Annotated in this window: 15 protein-coding genes and 2 pseudogenes; 12 read left to right on the top strand and 5 right to left on the bottom strand. The window is 68.4% G+C overall.

Going from position 1 to position 21,018, the window contains the following annotated elements; genetic code table 11:
• Nucleotides 1-18: 18 nt before the first annotated feature.
• From LRA87_RS09815 to LRA87_RS09775, 10 genes and pseudogenes are all read left to right on the top strand, one after another.
• Nucleotides 19-867: a TorF family putative porin gene (locus LRA87_RS09815; protein ID WP_230631256.1), complete on the top strand. Its 849-nt coding sequence runs from the start codon at nucleotides 19-21 to the stop codon at nucleotides 865-867.
• Nucleotides 868-1,233: 366 nt separating this feature from the next.
• Complete coding sequence (locus LRA87_RS09810) at nucleotides 1,234-2,346, top strand: glycosidase (RefSeq protein WP_230631254.1); 1,113 nt, start codon at nucleotides 1,234-1,236, stop codon at nucleotides 2,344-2,346.
• Complete coding sequence (locus LRA87_RS09805) at nucleotides 2,343-3,905, top strand: alpha-amylase family glycosyl hydrolase (RefSeq protein WP_230631253.1); 1,563 nt, start codon at nucleotides 2,343-2,345, stop codon at nucleotides 3,903-3,905. The genes LRA87_RS09810 and LRA87_RS09805 overlap by 4 nt, the downstream gene beginning before the upstream one ends.
• A 10-nt stretch (nucleotides 3,906-3,915) precedes the next feature.
• Nucleotides 3,916-4,923, top strand: a complete 1,008-nt coding sequence (locus LRA87_RS09800) for a glycosyltransferase family 4 protein (RefSeq protein ID WP_230631252.1) — start codon at nucleotides 3,916-3,918, stop codon at nucleotides 4,921-4,923.
• A gap of 32 nt (nucleotides 4,924-4,955) precedes the next feature.
• Nucleotides 4,956-6,614 carry an MFS transporter gene (locus LRA87_RS09795; protein WP_230631250.1) on the top strand — a complete coding sequence of 553 codons (1,659 nt, stop codon included), beginning with the start codon at nucleotides 4,956-4,958 and terminating at the stop codon, nucleotides 6,612-6,614.
• Nucleotides 6,611-7,759 carry an HlyD family secretion protein gene (locus LRA87_RS09790; RefSeq protein ID WP_230631249.1) on the top strand — a complete coding sequence of 383 codons (1,149 nt, stop codon included), beginning with the start codon at nucleotides 6,611-6,613 and terminating at the stop codon, nucleotides 7,757-7,759. Before LRA87_RS09795 ends, LRA87_RS09790 begins: the two co-directional genes overlap by 4 nt.
• A gap of 530 nt (nucleotides 7,760-8,289) precedes the next feature.
• Entirely contained in the window at nucleotides 8,290-9,657 is a 1,368-nt protein-coding gene (locus LRA87_RS09785; protein WP_230632229.1) for an efflux transporter outer membrane subunit, read from the top strand.
• A 72-nt stretch (nucleotides 9,658-9,729) separates the two neighbouring features.
• Nucleotides 9,730-9,972 (top strand): hypothetical protein, encoded by a 243-nt coding sequence (locus LRA87_RS09780; RefSeq protein WP_230631247.1) that lies wholly within the window; start codon nucleotides 9,730-9,732, stop codon nucleotides 9,970-9,972.
• Nucleotides 9,973-9,999: 27 nt separating this feature from the next.
• Nucleotides 10,000-10,353, top strand: a pseudogene (locus LRA87_RS18500) (PAS domain-containing protein); the annotation flags it as partial.
• Entirely contained in the window at nucleotides 10,339-12,090 is a 1,752-nt protein-coding gene (locus tag LRA87_RS09775) for an ATP-binding protein (RefSeq protein WP_443024881.1), read from the top strand. The pseudogene LRA87_RS18500 and the gene LRA87_RS09775, both read left to right, overlap by 15 nt.
• Before the next feature lie 108 nt (nucleotides 12,091-12,198).
• Here LRA87_RS09775 and LRA87_RS09770 read toward each other — a convergent pair whose 3' ends face one another.
• Nucleotides 12,199-13,053: an HpcH/HpaI aldolase/citrate lyase family protein gene (locus LRA87_RS09770; RefSeq protein WP_230631244.1), complete on the bottom strand. Its 855-nt coding sequence runs from the start codon at nucleotides 13,051-13,053 to the stop codon at nucleotides 12,199-12,201.
• A 272-nt stretch (nucleotides 13,054-13,325) separates the two neighbouring features.
• Here LRA87_RS09770 and LRA87_RS09765 point away from each other — a divergent pair, with 272 nt between their 5' ends.
• Complete coding sequence (locus LRA87_RS09765) at nucleotides 13,326-13,637, top strand: DUF485 domain-containing protein (protein WP_230631242.1); 312 nt, start codon at nucleotides 13,326-13,328, stop codon at nucleotides 13,635-13,637.
• Entirely contained in the window at nucleotides 13,634-15,331 is a 1,698-nt protein-coding gene (locus LRA87_RS09760) for a cation acetate symporter (protein ID WP_268934850.1), read from the top strand. Before LRA87_RS09765 ends, LRA87_RS09760 begins: the two co-directional genes overlap by 4 nt.
• 285 nt (nucleotides 15,332-15,616) lie before the next feature.
• Here LRA87_RS09760 and LRA87_RS09755 read toward each other — a convergent pair whose 3' ends face one another.
• From LRA87_RS09755 to LRA87_RS09740, 4 genes and pseudogenes are all read right to left on the bottom strand, one after another.
• Nucleotides 15,617-18,001, bottom strand: a complete 2,385-nt coding sequence (locus tag LRA87_RS09755; RefSeq protein ID WP_230631240.1) for a membrane-bound PQQ-dependent dehydrogenase, glucose/quinate/shikimate family — start codon at nucleotides 17,999-18,001, stop codon at nucleotides 15,617-15,619.
• Nucleotides 18,002-18,116: 115 nt separating this feature from the next.
• Entirely contained in the window at nucleotides 18,117-19,991 is a 1,875-nt protein-coding gene (locus tag LRA87_RS09750; protein ID WP_230631238.1) for a M61 family metallopeptidase, read from the bottom strand.
• A gap of 96 nt (nucleotides 19,992-20,087) precedes the next feature.
• Nucleotides 20,088-20,867, bottom strand: a complete 780-nt coding sequence (locus LRA87_RS09745; protein WP_230631236.1) for a hypothetical protein — start codon at nucleotides 20,865-20,867, stop codon at nucleotides 20,088-20,090.
• A 43-nt stretch (nucleotides 20,868-20,910) separates the two neighbouring features.
• Nucleotides 20,911-21,018 (bottom strand): annotated as a pseudogene (locus LRA87_RS09740) (IS5 family transposase); the annotation flags it as partial.

Genomic DNA, 21,018 nt, shown 5'->3' with positions numbered 1-21,018 from the left:
CCGTTTGAAAGGGGTCCCATGAAGTATCTCAGCCTGGCCGCGGCATCGCTCGCAGCCTTCGTCGCCCTCCCTGCCGCCGCGCAGGAGACCGCACCGCCCAAGCCGGTCACCGTCACCGGCAGTGTCGGCCTGGTTTCCGACTATCGCTTTCGCGGCGTATCGCAGAGCGACGAGCAACTTGCCGTGCAGGGCGGCTTCACCATCGCGCACGAAAGCGGTTTCTACGTCGGCACTTGGGGTTCCAACCTTGCCGGCTGGGGCACCTTCGGCGGCGCGAATATGGAACTCGATCTGATCGCCGGCTACAAACTGCCGGTCGGCGGCGGTACGCTGGATGTCGGCGCGACCTGGTATATGTATCCGGGCGGCTTCGATAACACCGATTTCATCGAACCCTATGCCAAGCTGTCGGGCACGCTCGGCCCGGCCAGCCTGACCGCGGGCGTCGCCTATGCTCCCAAGCAGGAAGCACTCGGCGCATGGTACCGCAACGGCACGGCCGCCGCGAACGGCGTCTACACCGATCCGGGCGACAAGAACGACAACCTCTATGTCTGGGGCGACATCAGCACCGCCGTGCCGAACACCGGCCTGACGGTGAAGGGGCACCTCGGCTATTCGAAGGGCAACGACGGCCTCGGCCCGTTCGCGACCAGCGTCGCGCCGACCGGTGAATATGCGGACTGGCTGATCGGCGCCGATTATACGATCGCCGGGACGCCGCTGACGGTCGGCGTCGCGTATGTCGACACCGACATCAGCAAGCGCGAAGCCGCCTATCTCCAGCCAAGCTTCAGCAAGGGCCAGGACGGCGTCGGATCGATTGCGGATGCCACCGTGCTGGCGACCCTGACCGCCGCATTCTGATCGCCAGCGCCGCCGCGTAGTGGTGACAGTGGGGAACGTTGGCGGCGAACGGCCTGACGCCGGTCGCCGCTTCCTCCCCCGTCACCGTTGAGCGGAATGGTCGTATTTCCCCCTCGCGGGTGAGGATCGGAAGGAAGGCGTGCAGCGTCGATTGGCGCTGGAATTTGACCGAACCACATCAAGCGCCAACATTCCTCCCACGCCAGGGGCAGGTGGCGCCGCGCAGCGGTGACGGAGGGGGAGGTGAGCGGCGAACTGTCTAACGACGGGCCCCGCTCACCTCCCTGTCCGTTGCGAGCAGCACAGACGCCCTCTCACCAAACGAAAAGTCGGGAACCACCACCGCCCCGCAGCGCTAGGCCCCTCATGCAAGACGCGCTGATCTTCACCCCCGACCACGTCGATCTCACCCGTTCGCCGCTTCGCCGCGGGATATCCGAGCCGACCTATGTCCTCGGTGCCTTCAACCCCGGCTTCACCAGCCTGCCCAACGGCAACCTGCTGCTGATGGTCCGCATTGCCGAGGCGCTGTCCGAGCCCGTCCGCGACGGCCACGTCCACGCGATCCGCTGGACTCCCGCGGGCTATGTCCTCGACGCTTGGCCGCTGACCAGCGTCGACATGACCGACCCCCGCCAGTTCGAGCTGAAGGGCAGCCGCCACCGCATCCTCGCGCTGACCTCGCTGTCCTGGTTGCTCCCGGTCGAACTCGACCCCGCCGGCGAGACGATCGTCGCGGTCCATTATGACGCCGCGATCGAACCCGCCGCCGCCTTTCAGGATTACGGCGTCGAGGATGCCCGCATCACCCGCATCGGCGACACCTGGTACATGACGACCTGCTCGGTCGGCGCCGAACGCCATTGCACCACGCTCCACACCTCGCGCGACGGCCTGCACTACCGGCTGGAGGGCATCGTCCTCGACCATCAGAACAAGGACATGATCCTGTTCGAGGGGCTGGTGGGGACCAAATTCATGGCGCTCACCCGCCCGCTCGGCGAAGTCTATTTCGCCTATCCCCCCGACAGCCCTTACGTCGGCGGCCCGTCGATCAACTTCGCGCAAAGCCCCGACGCGCTCCACTGGAAGCCGCTCGACACCCCCGGCCTGCGCGCCCGCAAGGCGTCGCGATCGGCGATGAAGATCGGCGGCGGCACCCAACCGATCCTGACCCGCGACGGCTGGTTGATGATCTATCACGGGGTCGAGGCGCGCGAGAGCGTCGGCATCTACCGCAGCTTCTGGGCGCTGCTCGACCGCGACGACCCGTCGCACATCCTGCGCATCGAGGACGACGTGCCGCTGATGGAGTCGAACCCCGCGCTCACCGCCCCGATCGCGCATCAGATGTACCTGCCCACGCCGGTGGTCTTCTCGACGGGGCTGGTCGACACCGGCGACGATTACCTGATCGCCAGCGGTGAAGCCGATCTCGCCTGCCGCATGACCCGCCTGTCCAAGGGGCTGTTCGCATGACCGCTTGGTGGAAGTCGGGGACGATCTACCAGATCTATCCGCGCTCGTTCCAGGACAGCGACGGCGACGGTGTCGGCGATCTTAAGGGGATCGAGGCACGGCTCGATCATCTCGTCGCGCTGGGCGTGGACGCAGTCTGGATATCCCCGATCTTCCCCTCGCCGATGCGCGACTTCGGCTATGACGTCGCCGATTATTGCGGCATCGATCCGCGCTTCGGCACGCTCGCCGATTTCGATGACCTGCTCGCCGCCGCCCACGCCCGCGGCCTCAAGCTGCTGCTCGATTTCGTCCCCAACCACAGCTCCACCGACCATCCATGGTTTCAGGAAAGCCGCGCGTCGCGCGACAACCCGAAACGCGACTGGTACATCTGGCGCGATCCCGCAGCAGATGGCGGCCCGCCCAACAACTGGATCAGCGACTTCGGCGGTTCGGCCTGGGAATACGACGCTACCACCGGCCAATATTATTATCACGCCTTCCTGAAGGAACAGGCCGACCTCAACTGGCGCAACCCCGACCTGCGCGCCGCGATGATGGACGCGCTCCGCTTCTGGTTCGACCGCGGCGTCGACGGCTTCCGCATCGACGTGCTCTGGCACATGGTCAAACACGCCGACTTCCCCGACAATCCGGCCAACCCGGCCTATCTGCCGGACATGGGCGCAATGCACAGCGTCCTCCAGCTCCACTCCACCGACCAGCCCGAAGTCCACGCCATCGCCGCCGAGATGCGCGCCATCGCCGACAGTTACGACGGCGACCGCGTCCTGATCGGCGAAATCTACCTGCCCGTCGAACGGCTGATGCAGTATTACGGCCTCGACGCCCCGGAAGTGCATCTACCCTTCAATTTCCAGCTGATCGACGCGCCGTGGCACGCCCGCCAACTCGCGCAACTGATCGCCGATTACGAAGCCGCACTGCCCCCCGGCGGTTGGCCCAACTGGGTCCTCGGCAACCACGATCGCCCGCGGATCGCCACCCGCGTCGGCGAAGCACAGGCCCGCGTCGCCGTCGTCCTGCTGCTCACCCTCCGCGGCACGCCGACGATCTACTACGGCGACGAACTCGCCCTCACCGACGTAGCGATCCCGCCGGACGAGGTGCAGGACCCCCGCGAACTGCGCGAACCCGGCCTCGGCCTCGGCCGCGACCCGGTCCGCACGCCGATGCCCTGGAACGCCAGCGACAACGCCGGCTTCTCCACCGCCGAACCATGGCTGCCGCTCAATCCCGACTGGCCGACCCGCAACGTCGCCGCGCAGGCAGCCGACCCCGGATCGATGCTCGCGCTCCACCGCGACCTGCTCGCCCTCCGCCGCAAGCACGCCGCGCTCGCGGTCGGCGATTTCCGGCTGATCGAGGCGGAGGGCGATGTCCTCGCCTACGAACGCCGGCACGACGGCGAACGCATCGTGATCGCGCTCAATCTCGGCGACACGCCGCAGCGCTTCGCCCTGCCGCCCGGCGCCATCCTCCTCACCACCGCCCCGGCGCGCGATCCCGACACGCTCGCGCCGAACGCGGCTGTCATCCTGCTCGCAACCCGCTAAGCCCACGCCCATGAAGATCGCGATGCTCGCCCCCATTTCGTGGCGCACCCCGCCGCGCCACTACGGCCCGTGGGAACTCGTCACCAGCCTGCTGACCGAGGCGCTGGTCCGGCGCGGCGTCGACGTCACGCTGTTCGCGACGCAGGACAGCCAGACCGCCGGCACGCTCGCCGGCGTCGTCCCCGCGCCGTATTCAGAAGATCCCAGCATCGACGCCAAGGTCTGGGAATTCCGCCACCTCGCCCACGTCTTCGAACGCGCCGGCGAATTCGACCTGATCCACAATCAGGCCGACTTCCCCGCCCACGCCTTCTCGCACCTCGTCGATACGCCGATGGTCACCACCATCCACGGCTTCTCGTCGGACCGCATCCTGCCGATGTACCAGCCCTATCAGGACCGCGTGCATTACGTCGCGATCAGCGACGCCGACCGCTCGCCGAAGCTGAACTACGCCGCCACCATCCACCACGGCATCGTCCTCGACGACTTTCCCTTCGACGCAACCGGCAGCGACGACCTGCTCTTCTTCGGCCGTATGCACCCCGACAAGGGCGCCGCCGAGGCCATCGCCGTCGCCAACGCCACCAATCGCAAGCTCGCGATGTACGGCATCGTTCAGGATCAGGGCTATTACGAGCGCAGCGTCGTCCCCGCCCTGAACGATCGCATCACCCATCCCGGCGCGGTCGGCGGCGACGATCGCACCCGCGCCCTCGGCAGCGCCGCGGCGCTCCTCCACCTCATCAACTTCGACGAACCCTTCGGCCTGTCCGTCATCGAGGCGATGGCCTGCGGCACGCCGGTTATCGCGATCAATCGCGGATCGATGCCCGAACTGATCGATCACGGCATCACCGGCTTCTTGGTGAACAGCGTCGACGAAGCGATCGCCGCCGTCGCCCGCCTGCCGGAAATCGACCGCGTCGCCTGTCGCGCCGCCGTCGCCGAACGCTTCAGCGTCGAACGCATGGCCGATCGCTACATCGCGCTCTACGAAACCATCATAGGCGGCTGACCCGCCGCCTGATTTGCGCCTATAGGACAGCCATGCTTGCCCGGCTGCGCCGTTTCCTCTCCGAAGAACATTGGGACTTCCTGCCCCACGAGATCCCGGCGATCCCCGGCTCGCCGGGGTCGGTGGAGCATCAGACGCGCCACCGTATCGCCTATGGCGTGATCGCGGTGCTGCTCGGCCTGACCGGCGGCTTCGGCAACGCGCTGATCTCCGCGAATACCTACACGCTGCAAGGCGCGCTCGGCCTCGACCCGGCCGAGATCGCATGGCTGCCGACGGTCTATGTGATGACCAACGTCAGCATCAACCTGCTGCTCATCAAGTTTCGCGCGCAATACGGCCTCAGGCCCTTCGCGATGATCTTCCTCAGCATCTATGCCGCGCTGACGTTCGGCCATCTGTTCGTCCGCGGGTTCGACACCGCCATATTGGTGCGCGCCGCCAGCGGCATGGCGGGCGCGGCGGTCTCCAGCCTGTGCCTCTATTACATGATGCAGGCGCTGCCGCTCAAATGGCGGTTGAAGGCGGTGGTGGTCGGCATCGGCATCCCGCAATGCGCGACCCCGCTCGCCCGGCTGTTCTCGCCCGACCTGCTCGCGATGTCGCAATGGCGGACGCTGTACCTGTTCGAACTGGGGCTGGCGCTGCTCAGCCTCGCCGCCGTCGCCTTCCTCCGCCTGCCGCCGACGACGCGGGCCAAGGCGTTCGAGCGGCTCGACTTCGTCACCTTCGTCCTGTTCGCGGGATCGATGGCGCTGTTCGCCGCCGTGCTCGGCCTCGGCCGCATCGTCTGGTGGAACAACGTCGCCTGGATCGGCTGGGCGCTGATCGCCGCGATCCCGATGCTCGGCGCGGCGCTGTATATCGAGCATCACCGCGTCAATCCGCTGCTCAACACGCGGTGGCTGGGCAGCGCCGACATCGTCCGCTTTACGATCGTCACGATCATGGCGCGCATCGTCTTGTCCGAACAGACCTATGCCGCCGTCGGCCTGCTGACGGTGCTGGGCCAGAACAACGACCAGCTGGTGCCGTTCTTCACGATCCTCTTCCTCGCCTCGGTGGCGGGCGTCGTGCTCAGCGCGGTGACGCTCGACGTCACCCGCCTGACCCATCCGATCATGCTCGCGATCGGCCTCGTCGCCATCGCCGCCTTCGTCGACAGCCAGTCGACCAGCCTCACCCGCGCGCCGCAGCTCTACGTCACGCAGGCGATGATCGCCTTCGCCGCAACCTATTTCCTCGGCCCGGCATTGCTGTTCGGCATGACGCGGGCGCTCCAGCAAGGCTCCGGCCATATCATCAGCTTCATCGCGCTGTTCGGCATGATCAATTCGATCGGCGGCCTCGCCGGCACCGCCCTGCTCGGCAGCTATCAGGTAATCCGGGAGAAGGCGAACAGCGCCGCGCTGGTGCAGGCGATCGATCCCACCGACCCGATCGTCGCGCAACGCCTGCAAGCCGGTGGCGCGGCGGTGTCGCGCGTCGTCGGCGATCCGGCGCTGCGCAGCGCGGAGGGCGGCGCGATCCTGTCGCAGACCGCCACCCGCGAAGCCAACGTCCTCGCCTATGACGACGTGTTCCGGCTGGTCGCCGTCCTCGCCGCGCTGACCTTCTGCTACCTCGTCTTCCTCATGATCCGCCGTGCGCGCCGGGAACGTCGCGCCGCCCTCGCCGGAACCCCAGCATGACCGACACCCGCAGCCCCGTCGATCCGACACCCGCCACCGAAGAAGCGCAGGCAGCGGTTGCCCCGCCCAGCGCCCCCACAGGTTCCGGCTGGCGACCGCAGCCGCCCAGCCGCACCGCGCTGTTCGTCATCGTCGCACTGGCGATCGGCGGTATCCTCGCGGTGCTCGCGGCGTGGCGCCTGCCGCCCTTCGCCAATGCCTATCAGTCGACCGACAACGCCTATGTCCGCGGCCGTACCACCGTCATCGCGCCGCAGGTGTCGGGCTATGTCACGCAGGTCTACGTCCGCGATTTCGCCGATGTGAAGGCGGGCCAGCCGCTCGTCCAGATCGACGACCGCATCTACCGCCAGCGCGTCGATCAGGCGACCGCGCAAGTTGACGCACAGGCGGCAACGCTCGCCAATGCCCAGCAGTCGGAGCGCAGCCGCACCGCCAGCCTCGCGGCGCAGACTGCCGCCGTCGCCAACGCCGAAGCGCAGTTGATGCGCGCGCAGGCCGACATGAACCGCGTCAACGACCTCGTCACCGACGGCTCGGTCAGCCAGCGCGAACGCGACCAGACGCTCGCCGCGCTCCGTCAGGCACAGGCCGCGGTGCAACAGGCGAACGCTGCCCGCCAGATCGCGCAACAGGACATCCGTACCGTACAGGTCGGCCGCGGCGGCCAGCGCGCCGGCGTCTCCGGTGCCGAAGCCGCGCGCCGCCTCGCCCAGATCGACCTCGCCAATACCGTCATCCGCGCGCCCGAAAACGGCCGCCTCAGCGAAGTCGGCGTCCGCGTCGGCCAGTACGTCACCGCCGGCTCGCAATTGATGTTCCTCGTTCCTCCCGAAACCTGGGTCATCGCCAATTTCAAGGAAGCCCAGACCGCGCGTATGACGGTCGGCCAACCCGCCAGCTTCACCGTCGACGGCCTCGCCAACGCGACGCTCCGCGGCCACATCGAGCGCATCTCCCCCGCTGCCGGATCGGAGTTCGCCGTCCTGAAGGCCGACAACGCCACCGGCAACTTCACCAAGGTCCCGCAACGCATAGCGGTCCGCATCCGCATCGATCCGGGTCAGGCCCTGATCCAGCGCCTCCGCCCCGGCATGTCGGTGCAGGCGAGGGTGGACACCAGCGACGGCCCGGTGGTGCAGTGATGCGGCTGTTTTCCGTATTCCTTCCTCGCGCAGCGGGGGAGGGGGACCAGCGAAGCTGGTGGAGGGGACGTTTCCGCAAGCGACCAGATGCGTCGCCTACCTCCCCCTCCGTCACCGCTGCGCGGCGCCACCTCCCCCTCGCGGGGGAGGAATTGGGACGCCCCGGAACCCGCTTCTCATTCCTCCCTCGCTTCAGCGGGGGAGGGGGACCGTTCGGCGCAGCCGAATGGTGGAGGGGGCGTTTCCGCAAGCAACGAACTCCGTCGCTTACCTCCCCCTCCGTCACGGCTCCGCCGCGCCACCTCCCCCTCGCGGGGGAGGCATTGGGACGACCCGGAACTCCCCTCTCATTCCTCCCTCGCTTCAGCGGGGGAGGGGGACCCTTCGGCGCAGCCGAATGGTGGAGGGGGCGCTTCCACAAGCAACGAACTCCGTCGCTCACCTCCCCCTCCGTCACGGCTCCGCCGCGCCACCTCCGCCTTGCGGGGGAGGACTTCAGCAGCTCGCCGCTCCGCACCGTTGCTGGCACCATCCTTCTCTGCATCGCGCTCACCGGCTGCATCGGACCCCGCCCGGCGCCCCCCGCCGCCAGCGCCGTCATCCCGCCACCACAATGGCGCGCTGCGCTGGGGCAAGGCCAGCCGATTCGCGCCGACTGGTGGAGCGCGTTCGGCGATCCCGTCCTCACCCGCCTGATCGACCGGGCGCTCGCCGACAACGTCGACCTCGCCGTCGCGGCATCCCGCATCGACGAGGCCCGCGCCGCCGCCCGCCTCGCCCGCGCTCAGCAGACGCCGACGCTCGGCGGCAGCTTATCGACCACCACCGGCCAGACCGTCAGTCCGCTCGGCACCCCCAGCGACGCGATCGGCGCGCAGCCGGCGATCACCGCCAGCTACGACCTCGACCTGTTCGGCCGCCTCCGCCAGGCGACCCGCGCCGCCCAGGCACAGCTTCTCGCCAGCGAAGGCGCCCGCGACACCGTCCGCCTCGCCATCGCCAGCGGTGTCGCCTCCGGCTACGTCACCCTCCGCGCGCTCGACCTGCGGTTGTCGGTCGCGCAGGAGACGCTCGCCGCCCGCACCGAAGCGCTCCGCATCGCCCGTCGCCGTGCCGAGGCCGGCTACACCTCCAACCTCGAACTGCGGCAGGCGGAGGCGGAATATCGCGCCACCCAGCAACTCGTCCCCGCCGCACAGCTCGCGATCAGCCGGCAGGAAAATGCGCTCAGCCTGCTGCTCGGCACCAGCCCCGGCCCGATCCCGCGCGGTGCGCCGCTCGACCGCCTGCTCGCGCCCGCGATCCCCGACGGCCTGCCCGCCGACCTGCTCCGCCGTCGTCCCGACATCTTCCAGGCCGAACAGAGCCTCGTCGCCGCCGACCGTACGCTCGACAGCGCGCGCGCGGCGATGCTGCCCAACCTCGCGCTTACCGGATCGGCCGGCGTCGCCCTCTCGACCGCGCTGTCCAACCCGATCGGCGTCTTCTCGGTCGGCGCCAGCATCCTCTCGCCGATCTTCGACGGCGGCCGCCTGCGCGCCCAGACTGATGTCGCCACCGCCCGCCGCGATCAGGCCGCGTTCGCCTACCGCCGCACCGCGCTCGTCGCGTTCCAGGAGGTCGACAACGCGCTCGACGGCGTCCGCCGCTCGGGCGAACAGGCGACCGCACTCGGGCTTCAGGTCGACGCCCTCGCCGGCGCACTCCGCAACGCCAGCAACCGCTATCGCGCCGGCTACACCTCGTACATCGAACAGCTCGACGCCCAGCGCGGCCTGCTGACCGCCGAACTCGCGCTGGTGCAGGCGCGCGCCGACCGGCTCAACGCCTATGTCGCGTTGTATCAGGCGATGGGCGGCGGCTGGTCGCGCACGGATGTCGACGCCATGCGCCGCTGACACTCGCTTCGTCGGAAAGGCAGGATCGCTCCGCTGTCCGGATCGTTGGCGGATCAACATAGGAGAAGCTCCATGCCGACCGAAGAGCCGAACAACGCACCCGATCGACCGACCCCCCGCGACCCCGACACCGCGGCCGGCGTCCTGAACGACGAGGCACTGGACACGCAGCCGGGCGGCGGCGGCATGGGCCCGCGTTCCGCCAGCACCGGCGCCGTGCCGCACGGCACTGCGCCCAACGCGCCGATCGACACCGGCCTTGCCGGGGAAGAACCGGCCGGCGAAGCCCGCACCCGGGCCACCGATCCCTCCTGATCCCGACACGAGAGACTGTTGCCGCCAATGGCAGACGAAGACCTGCAAACCGCCGGTGCGATCAGCGTCGGCAGCTGGGACTGGGACGTGGTCGCCGATCGCGTCACCGCCAATCCCGCGTTCGCGCGCCTCTATGGCGTCGATCCGGCGGCGGCGCGGGAAGGCGCCGCGCTCGACAGCTTCTTTGCTGCGATGCATCCTCACGACGCGCCGCGCGTGCGCGCGGAAATCGCCGAAGCGCTCGCGAGCGGACGGCCGTTCGAAAGCGACTATCGCCTGTGCCAGCCCGACGGCCGCGCCCGCTGGGTTGCGGCCCGCGGGCGTGCGCAGTTCGACGCGAACGGTCACGCGATCCGCTTCCCCGGTATCAGCTTCGACATCGACGCGCGCAAATCCGCCGAACTGCGGCTGCAGGCGCTGGTCCAGCTCAACGACGCCCTTCGCGAACCCGGCGATCCGGCCCACATCGCGCATGCCGCGGTCGAAATCCTCGGCCGCATGCTCGACGTCAGCCGCTGCGGCTACGGCACGATCGATCGCGAGGCGGAGACGATCGTCACCGAAAGCCCGTGGTGCGCGCCCGGCATCGAACCGCTGCCCTCCGTCCTCCACTTCCGCGATTACGGCTCGTATATCGAGGACCTGAAGCGTGGCGAGACGGTGGCGATCGACAACGCCTATAACGACCCGCGCACGCGCGATACGGCAGAGGGGCTGAAAGGCCTTGCCGCACTCTCCTTCATCAACATGCCCGTCACCGAACAGGGCGGCTTCGTCGCCTTGCTCTACCTCAACAACGCCGTGCCCCGGCCGTGGCTGCCCGAAGAGGTCGCCTTCGTCCGCGATATCGCCGAACGCGTCCGCGACGCCGTCGAACGACGCCGGGTCGAACAGGAACTCGCCGCGCTCACCGCCAGCCTCGAACAGCAGGTCGAGGCGCGCACCCGCGAACTGATGGTCGCCGAAGCGCATTTGCGTCAGGCGCAAAAGATGGAGGCGGTGGGCCAGCTCACCGGCGGGCTGGCGCACGATTTCAACAACATGCTCACCGGCATCTCCGGCGCGATCGAGATGATGCAGGTGCGCATCAGTCAGGGCCGGATCGGCGAGCTCGAACGCTACGCCAATGCCGCGCACGGCGCCGCCCGGCGCGCGGCGGCGCTGACCCACCGCCTGCTCGCCTTTTCGCGCCGCCAGACGCTCGATCCCAAGCCAACCGACATCAACCGGCTGATCGACAGCCTGCGCGACCTCATCCAGCGCACCGTCGGCCCCGGCATTACTATCGAGGTGGTCGGCGCCGGCGGGCTATGGCCGGCGATGGTCGATCCCAACCAGCTCGAAAACGCGTTGCTCAACCTGTGCATCAACGCGCGCGACGCGATGCCCGACGGCGGCAGCATCACGATCGAGACCGCGAACCGCTGGCTCGATCAGCGCACCGCGAAGGAGCGCGACCTCGAACCGGGCCAGTATCTGTCGGTCTGCGTCACCGACACCGGCACCGGTATGACTCCCGAGGTTCAGGCGCGCGCCTTCGACCCCTTCTACACCACCAAGCCGATGGGCGAGGGGACGGGGCTCGGCCTGTCGATGATCTACGGCTTCGCGCGCCAGTCGGGCGGGCAGGTCCGCATCTATTCGGAACTGGGGCAGGGGACGACCATGTGCATCTACCTGCCGCGTCATTACGGCGACACGGTGGAGGAGCGCGCACCCATGCCCGCGGCGGTCGCGATACCGGGTGAGGGCCGCCACACCGTCATGGTCGTCGACGACGAACCGACGATCCGCATGCTCGTCGTCGAGATACTGGAAGAACTCGGCCACACCGTGCTGGAGGCCGGCGACGGCGCCGCCGCGCTCCGCCTGCTCGCCACTGGCGCCCATGTCGACCTGCTCGTCACCGACGTCGGCCTGCCCGGCCAGATGAACGGCCGTCAGGTCGCCGACGCCGCGATGGCGCTGCTGCCGGCGCTGAAGGTGCTGTTCATCACCGGCTATGCGGAAAATGCGGTAATCGGCAGCGGCCCGCTCGATCCCAATATGGCGCTGGTCACGAAGCCCTTCGCGATGGACGTCATCACCGACCGTATCACCGCGATGCTGGAAGGGTAGAGCGCAAGATAATCCCCTCCCCTTCAGGGGAGGGGTTGGGGTGGGGAAGTCTCACCGAGATCAGCCCTCCCAGCCTCCTCCACCCGAACCCCTCCAAAGAGGAGGGGCTTAGTCGGCCAACCCCAGCACCCGCTCCGCCTCGGCAAGGTGCAGCCGCTCCACCATCTCGCCATCCAGCTGGATCGCTCCCAGCCCGGCCGTGCCCGGCGCAGCGAACGCGGCCACCACCGCGCGCGCCTGGGCCAGCTCCTCCGCCGATGGCCCGAACGCCGCATTCGCCCCCTCGATCTGCCCCGGATGGATCAGCGTCTTTCCGTCGAAACCCAGCATCGCCCCCTGCGCGCATTCCGCCGAGAACCGCTCCGGCTCGCGGATCGCGTTGCATACGCCATCCAGCACGATCAGCCCCGCGGACCGCCCTGCGATCACTAGCTGCACCAGCGCGGGCACCAGCGGCTCCCGCGCCACGCCCGGCCGACAGCGCATGTCCTTCGCCAGATCGTTGGTCCCGGCGATCATCAGTTCGGTCCGCGTTTCGCCCGCCGCCGCAACGATCTCCGCCAGCCGCAGGATCGCCCCGCACGTTTCGATCATCGCCCAGATCGGCGGCCCGTCCGCGCCCAGCAGCGCCCGCACATCCTGCAGGTCGTCCGCACGCCCCACCTTCGGCACCACCACCGCCGCCACGCCGCGCACGGTCGCCACTGCGGCCGCATCTGCCCGCCCCCACGGCGTGTCCAGCGCATTGATCCGCACCGCGCAGTCCCGCGCGCCAAACCCCTCCGCCGCTGCCGCCAGCGCCGAGCCGCGCGCTGCATCCTTCGCGTCCGGCGCCACCGCATCCTCCAGATCGAGGATCACCGCATCGCACGCCAGCTCCCGCGCTTTCGCCATCGCGCGCGGGTTGGAGGCCGGCATGAACAGCACGCTGCGCCGCCGGCGGGTCTGGTTCTCATCATTCATCCCGCAACACTAATGCGGATCGCCATCGATGGCTTCCATTACCTGATCGCCCCGCGGGATCGGCGGTGACGCTTCTGGCTCCCCTCCCTCGCAGGGAGGGGGAAAGACGCAGTAAACTTTCGACCGTCCGGGTAAGGGCGCCATGACGGCTCACGGTTCCTCCAACCCGAGTTGCCCACCGACCATATACCGACAGGTTTCCGGTTGCGCCGCGGCCGTCATCCGTCATGATGCCGCTATCGACCCGATCATAGGATCGGTGGAGGGGGACCATGACCGAAGAGCAACTGACCCGGATCGCCGACGATCCGCGCTATATCGCGCTGACCGGCACGCGCAGCCGCTTCGGCTGGCTGCTGTCTGGCATCATGCTCGCCGCCTATTTCGGCTTCGTCCTGCTCATCGCCTTCGACAAGGCGTTCCTCGCGCAGCCGATCGTCGCCGGCGGCGTCACCTCGCTCGGCATCCTGATCGGCTTCGCGATCATCCTGCTCGCGATCCTGCTGACCGGCCTCTACGTCGCGCGCGCCAACCGCGATTACGACGCCGCGCTCGCCGCCCTCGCCGCGGATTACCGCCCGTGAGGCGCTGGCTGCTCGCCGCACCGCTTGCCCTGATCGCCACGCCCGCCCTTGCAGACGCGGTGGTGGGCCAGATGCAGCAACAACCGACCAACTGGACTGCGATCGCCATGTTCGCGGCGTTCGCGCTGCTGACGCTCGGCATTACCCGCTGGGCGGCGCGGCGCACGCGTACCGTATCCGACTTCTACACCGCGGGCGGCGGCATCACCGGCTTCCAGAACGGCCTCGCCATCGCCGGCGACTATATGTCCGCCGCCAGCTTCCTCGGCATCTCGGCACAGATTTTCAACGACGGCTACGACGGCCTGATCTATTCGATCGGCTTCCTCGTCGGCTGGCCGATCATCCTGTTCCTGATGGCCGAACGCCTGCGCAACCTCGGCAAGTTCACCTTCGCCGACGTCGCCTCGTTCCGCTTCGCGCAGACGCCGGTCCGAACCTTCGCCGCGATCAGCACGCTCGTTGTCGTCCTGTTCTACCTGATCGCGCAGATGGTCGGCGCGGGACAGCTCATCAAGCTGCTGTTCGGCCTCCGCTACGAATATGCCGTCGGCATCGTCGGCGTGCTGATGACGCTCTACGTCCTGTTCGGCGGCATGACCGCGACCACCTGGGTCCAGATCATCAAGGCTGTCCTGCTGCTCGGCAGTGCGACCTTCATGGCGCTTATGGTGCTCGCGCAGTTCGGCTTCTCGCCCGAGGCGCTGTTCGCCCGCGCGGTGCAGGTGAAGACCGGCCTCGCCGCCGCGACCGGCCTGTCCCCATCCGAGGCTGCCACGCGCGGCGCATCGATCATGGGGCCGGGCAATTTCATCAAGGACCCGGTGTCCGCGATCTCGTTCGGCATGGCGCTGATGTTCGGCACCGCCGGCCTGCCGCACATCCTGATGCGCTTCTTCACCGTGCCGGACGCCAAGGCGGCGCGTACGTCGGTGCTGTGGGCGACGGGGTGGATCGGCTATTTCTACCTCCTCACCTTCATCATCGGCTTCGGCGCGATCGTGCTGGTCGCCACCGACAGCAGCTATGCGGACGGTGCCGGCGGGTTGATCGGCGGCGGCAACATGGCTGCGATCCATTTGGCGCATGCGGTCGGCGGCAACCTGTTCCTCGGCTTCATCTCCGCCGTCGCCTTCGCCACCATCCTCGCGGTCGTCGCCGGCCTGACATTGTCGGGAGCGTCGGCGGTCAGCCACGACCTCTACGCCACCGTGTTCCGCAAGGGGCAGGCGGACAGCGCCGCCGAACTGCGTGTCTCGCGCCGCACCGTGCTGGTACTCGCGGCGGCGGCGATCCTGCTCGGCATCGTGTTCGAGAAGCAGAACGTCGCCTTCATGGTCAGCCTCGCCTTCGCGATCGCCGCGTCGGGCAATTTCCCGGTGCTGATCCTGTCGCTGCTGTGGAAGGGGTGCACGACCCGCGGCGTGGTCGCCGGCGGTACACTCGGGCTGGTGCTGGCGGTGGTGCTGACGATCCTGTCGCCCGCGGTATGGGTCACGATCCTCGGCCATCCGGCCGCGATCTTTCCCTATTCGTCGCCCGCGATCGTCTCCATGCCGCTGGCCTTCCTGACGATCTGGCTGGTGTCCATACTGGACCGCAGCCCCAGGGCAGCGGTCGACCACGCCGGCTACCCCGCCCAACGCATCCGCGCCGAAACCGGCATCGGCGCGGAAGGAGCCTCGGCGCACTGAACCTCGCCATCGTCCCTACCGCCCCCCCACTCCGTCATCCCGACGAAAGTCGGGACCCATGGACCCGCCGAACGAGCGGCGGCGCACTACCATCAGCCACGCGCATCCATGGGTCCCGGCGTTCGCCGGGATGACGGTGGGAAGGGGAGCAGCGGTACTCCCACACGCCGTCATCCCCGCGCAGGCGGGGATCCATAATCACGCCGCCCGGTAAAGCGCCGCCACGTCAGCCACTATGGATCCCCGCCTGCGCGGGGATGACAAAGCGCGGAACGGGTCCGCCCATCACCTCGGCAACGCATAAGCGATCACATGATCGCCCAGCTTCGTCCCCAGCGACCCATGCCCACCAGCCACCACCACGACGAACTGCCGCCCGCTCGCCGCCGACCGATAAGACATCGGCGTCGCCTGCCCGCCCGCCGGCAACCGCGCCCGCCACAGCACCTTGCCGGTCCGCGTGTCATATGCCCGCACGTAATTATCGATCGCCGCCGCCATGAACGCCACCCCGCCCGCGGTCGTGATCGGCCCGCCCAGCGAGGGCACGCCCAGCTTGAACGGCAGCGGCAGGATCGTCTCGTCGCGGATCGTGCCGTTCTTGTGCTCCCACACCTTCTTGCCCGTCGTCAGGTCGATCCCCGCGACATAGCCCCAGGGCGGCTGCTGGCACGGCAGCCCGGCGAACGACAGGAACGGGTTCATGTCGACCGCGAACGGCGCGCCGGTGTTGGGATTGTACCCCGTCTCGTCCGATCCGCGCCGGTCGGAACCGCCCGCCGGCCCGCGTTCGTTCTGCCGGTCGCCACCCGCCTGCGGCACCAGCCGGTCGACGAACGCAAGATAATTCGGATGCGCGAAGGCCACCTGCCGCACCGGGTCGATCGAGATGCCGCCCCAGTCCATCACCCCGAAATTGCCCGGAAACACCAGCGACCCACGCAGCGACGGCGGCGTGAACGCACCCTTGTAATCGAGCGACCTGAAGCGGATGCGACACCATAATTGGTCGCTCATCGTAGCCCCCCACATGTCCTTCTCGCGTGCCGGTGCCGGCATCAGCGACACGGACGAGAACGGCTGCGTCGGCGACGTGCGGTCTCCCGGCGCAGCACCGGTCGGCACCGCCTTTTCCGGCGCAGGAAACACCGGCCGCCCGGTCCGCCGGTCGAGCACGAACAGATTGCCCGTCTTGGTCGATTGCACCAGCGCGGGCACCCGGCCACGCCCCGGCAGGTTCAGGTCGACCAGCGCGGGCTGCGCCGGCACGTCCATGTCCCACAAATCGTGGTGCACCGTCTGATATACCCAGCGCGGCCGTCCGGTGGCGATGTCGAGCGCCAGCACCGACGTCGCAAACCGCTCGGTGGTCGCCGGCCGGTTGCCACCCCATTGGTCGACCGCACCCATGCCCATCGGCAGGTAGACCATGCCCAGCGCCTCGTCCGCCGCGGGCGTGCTCCAGCTATTCGGCGACGACGGCGTGTACTGCCTGCCCGCACCCAGCGGCGCGGTGTCGTTCGGGTTGCCCGGATCGAAATTCCACACCAGCCGTCCGGTCGCAGCGTCATAGCCGCGGATCACGCCCGACGGCACCTTGGTCGCGATATTGTCGAACACCGCGCCACCGGTGATCACCAGCCCGCGCGCGACCAGCGGCGCCGACGTCACCTGATACCAGCCCTGATTATAATGCGGCTGCCCTGGCAGCAGGCTGACCGTCCCGCCCTGTCCGAAGCTACGGCACAGCGCGCCGGTCCGCGGGTCGAGCGCGATCAGCCGGCTGTCGTTGGTCGCGAGGAAAATCCGCTGCGGGCAATCGCCCACGTCGGCCCCCGCCCGCGCGCCATCCCAATAGGATACGCCGCGGCACGTCAGATGCTGCATGTTCTTCGAGGACGTCGCGATCTTCGGGTCGAAGCGCCAGCGCTCCTTGCCCGTCTCCGCATCGACCGCGATCACCCAATTATGCGGCGTGCACAGATACACCGTGTCGCCGACCTTGATCGGCGTCATCTCATACGTCGTCTCGCCGGGATCGCCTTCGCGCTTCACGTCGCCGGTCTGCAACTGCCACGCGACCTTCAGGTTGCCGACATTTGCGGGTGTCAGCTGCGTCAACGGCGAGAATTTGTCCCCCCGCCAACTCCGCGCATAGGCCGACCAGTCATCGTCCGGCACCCCGCCAGCATTCGCCACCAGCGCCTCGCGCGGTCCCGGCAGCGTGCCCTCCAGATTGTGCACGTCCCGCGTCAGCGACACGATCCCGAACGCCGCCGCCACCGCCAGCGCGCCCGCCAACGGCCCCGCCGCACGCCGCCAGCCGGTGCCCGGCACCAGCCGCTTCACCGTCCACGGCAGCACCAGCAACGCCCCGAAGATGAAGATCAGATCGCCCCGCGGCACCAGCGGCCACCAGTCCGCCCCGATCTCCGCCCACGCCCACACGACGGTTCCCAGCACCAACGCCGCAAACACGTGCAGCGCCACCGCCCGCCGGCGCCACAGCAGCACCGCGGTCGCCAGCATCGCCAGCCCCGCGGCGGCATAGAACAGGCTGCCCCCCAACGTCGCCAGCCACACGCCGCCGCCAAGGTTGATCGCCCCGACCGCGCCGATCACCACGGCGAGGATATGGGGCCATCGGGCAGGATGGCGGACGTGGTTCATGCGGCAACTCCGGGTTCGACCCCGGGTATACCGCTGCGCCGCAGCAATGTTCCGTTACACTAATCCATGAGGGTGCGATTGCCCCGGCGGCCCTGCCTCTGCAGGATCACCGGGCTTACTCGCCCAGCCAGCCCTTCCGGAACGCCATCTGCGTCGGCGTCACCGCCACGCCCGCCGTTTCGCTCCGAACCACCTCGAACGCCGGGTTCACTGCCAACCGCAACACGGCGTCCCGATCGACACCGCGCTGGCGGAACCGTACCGCAACCCGGTCGCCCGGCTTGTGCCCCTCCAGCGCCGTCTTGACCGCCGCCGGATCGCTCACGGCTGCCCCGTCGAGCATCAGGATGACGTCGCCCCGCTCCAGCCCCGCCGCATAGGCCGGTGCGGCAGGCGAGGGGGCTTCCCCCACCACCACGCCGCCATCCCCCGCCACCGCGGTCAGCCCCGCCCAGCCGCGCGCCGCATCCACCGGACGCACCGTCAGCCCCGCCTGGGCGAGCAGCGGCGCGAAGTCCGGCAACCCGCTCGCATGCACGCTGCCGTCGAAGAACGCCTTGGCGAACGCAGGATCGCGCGTCACCTCGGCGAGGCCACGCTCCAGATCGGCGGGCGTATAGGCACGCTCGCTATCGCCGATCGTCGTCCACAGATGCCGCATGTATGTGTCCAGCGACACGCCGCGATACCGCTGCCGCAACTGCATATCCAGCGCCAGCGCCACCACCGCGCCATACGGATAGTAAGAGATGAAGATGTTCGGATTGACCTGATCGATCGCCTTCGCCGCATCGACGAACGGCGCGCGCAGGCTCATCTCCTCGGGACCGCCATACCGCCGCCCGCCGCCGTTGACGACGCCGCTCACCGTCCGCCCCAACCCGTTCAGGAAGTCGTCGACGCTCATCTCCCCCGCGCGGCGGATCATCAGCGGCCCGTAATATTGCGTGAAGCCCTCCGCGAACCACAGGCTCGGCGTCGGGTTGGCGCGCGTGAAGTCGAACGGCTCCAGTTCCACCGGCCGCAACCGCTCGACGTTCCAGCTGTGCACGAACTCGTGGCTCAGCGTGTTGAGCTGGCCGAAATTCGCTTCGCGCAGCCCCCGCTTGTCGGTGATGATCGTCGAATTGCGATGTTCCATCCCGTCGCCGGCAATCTGCGGCAGGTAATCCGCGATGAAGGTATAGCTGCCGTAATCGTAGCGTGGCGCCTGCCCGAACAGCGCGTAATGCTGCGCTATCACCCGCTTTACCCTGGCGGTATAGGTATCCAGATCGGCGTCGGTCCCGGCATGATGCACCGCCAGCCGCACCAGCTGCGTCCGCCCCTTCGCATCCGTCACCGGCCACTCCCGCAGCGCGAAGTCGCTCAGCTCGGTCGGACTATCCATGAAATATTGCAGGTTCGGCGCCCAATAGGTGTCGGTCCCGCGCGCCGCCGGCAATTGCGTCGCCACCTTCCACTTGGGGTCGAAGGGCCGGAAGCGCACCCGGATCGCCTTGTCGGCATAGCCCGGCGACCACAGGAACGTCGCCGGCATGTTCAGATGCGCATGGCTCGCGTCGATCTGCGCATAGGTGCCGTCGCCCCAGTCGCCGAACAGCGTGTAGGTGACCACTACGGTCCCGTCATGCCCGGCGACGCTCCAGCCGTAGGGATCGGTGCGCGACACCGCCAGTGCACGCCCCGCGCCATCCTTCGCCGACACCGAATAGACGTTCTTGGCGAACTCGTGCACCGCATAGCGCCCCGGCGACGATCGCGCCATCTGCACCCGCAGCGGCCCGGCCGGCACCTGCCGGAACGTCGCCGTCACCTGCGCCTCGTGATGCACCGCATTGGCAAAGGCGATGTCGTACTGCACCGGTGCGGCGGTGCCGGGGTCCTGCGCCTGCTGCGCGGCGATCGCCTTCGCGGCCAGACCTTGCTCCGTCTGCCCTTGCGCACCGCTCCCTGCCAGCATTCCCAGCACCAGAATGGAACCCGCCAAACATCCCGACATCATCCGCACGCGACACGCCCCTTCGATCGATCCGATCCGTCTGTGTAGCCGGCGAACGAACGCCGTCAAATCAGCGACCTGACCTCAGGCCGCGCGCCGCAACAGATAGCCGCCATCGGTGCCCGCGACATGACCCAGCCGCTCCAGCGCCTCCAGCGTCGCCTGCACCCGCCGTTCGACCTTGCGCCCCTGCGCATAGCGGCGCGCGATCGTCTCCGCCGTCAGCGCATTGCCATGGTGCAGCGCCGCCAGCACCGCCGCGGTCTGGCCGATCGCATCGCGTGGGAAACTCGGCTTGCGCGCCGCCGCATCCGGCAACAGTGCCTCGATCTGCTCCGGCTTGGCGGCCTTGGCGGTCGGCAGCGCGGTCAGCCCGGCCTTGGCGATCTGATAATCCGGCCGCAGCCAGCGCACCTTGCCCGCCTGTTCCTCGGCATGCCGTTCGGCATTCAGCGCCACCAGCTGCGCGACGATCGCCTCGTCCGGCAAGTCCCCCGGCCAGCCATAGGCCGCCGCCACCGCCGCATCGATCCGGTCGTGCAGTTCGGCGATGATGTCCACCAGCCCGCGTCGCCGCTGATCCTGCTCCACCGCCGTCAGCGCTACACCCCCGCGCACCTTCTCGCGCAGGTTGTACAACCCGGTCAGCGTCAGATCGCCATGCTCCGCCAGCACCGCCTTGCGCGTCGCATCCAGCTCCTCGGCGAGATCGCCGATGATGCGGCGCTGTTCGGGCGTGGCGTCGGGGAAGGGGAAGGGGTCGAAGATATTGCTCTTGGTGTATCGGTGTCCTTGTTCGAATTTTGCGACACCCATCAGTCCGCTATTCGCGAAGGTCCATTCGAGGCTGATGCGAGACGTCAAGATACCGAGGCTGAACGCGTCATCTAGGGTCAGGACTCATTGGTCATAGCCAGAAGATGACTGTGGCCGCGAGGGCAACGGCCGAGAAGAAGACCGTTGGGCATCGGTCGTAGCGTGTGGCGACGCGGCGCCAATCTTTCAGGCGGCCGAA

The sequence above is a fragment of the Sphingomonas sp. Leaf37 genome (assembly GCF_920939475.1).
GTDB lineage: Bacteria > Pseudomonadota > Alphaproteobacteria > Sphingomonadales > Sphingomonadaceae > Sphingomonas.
This window is presented reverse-complemented; position numbering and strand designations above follow the sequence as displayed.

Excerpts from the sequence above, each read along its gene's own strand:
- LRA87_RS09815 (WP_230631256.1), top strand. The coding sequence starts at position 19 with ATGAAGTATCTCAGCCTGGCCGCGGCATCGCTCGCAGCCTTCGTCGCC.
- LRA87_RS09755 (WP_230631240.1), bottom strand. The coding sequence starts at position 18,001 with ATGAACCACGTCCGCCATCCTGCCCGATGGCCCCATATCCTCGCCGTG.
- LRA87_RS09780 (WP_230631247.1), top strand. The coding sequence starts at position 9,730 with ATGCCGACCGAAGAGCCGAACAACGCACCCGATCGACCGACCCCCCGC.
- LRA87_RS09800 (WP_230631252.1), top strand. The coding sequence starts at position 3,916 with ATGAAGATCGCGATGCTCGCCCCCATTTCGTGGCGCACCCCGCCGCGC.
- LRA87_RS09790 (WP_230631249.1), top strand. The coding sequence starts at position 6,611 with ATGACCGACACCCGCAGCCCCGTCGATCCGACACCCGCCACCGAAGAA.
- LRA87_RS09805 (WP_230631253.1), top strand. The coding sequence starts at position 2,343 with ATGACCGCTTGGTGGAAGTCGGGGACGATCTACCAGATCTATCCGCGC.
- LRA87_RS09810 (WP_230631254.1), top strand. The coding sequence starts at position 1,234 with ATGCAAGACGCGCTGATCTTCACCCCCGACCACGTCGATCTCACCCGT.
- LRA87_RS09795 (WP_230631250.1), top strand. The coding sequence starts at position 4,956 with ATGCTTGCCCGGCTGCGCCGTTTCCTCTCCGAAGAACATTGGGACTTC.
- LRA87_RS09765 (WP_230631242.1), top strand. The coding sequence starts at position 13,326 with ATGACCGAAGAGCAACTGACCCGGATCGCCGACGATCCGCGCTATATC.
- LRA87_RS09770 (WP_230631244.1), bottom strand. The coding sequence starts at position 13,053 with ATGAATGATGAGAACCAGACCCGCCGGCGGCGCAGCGTGCTGTTCATG.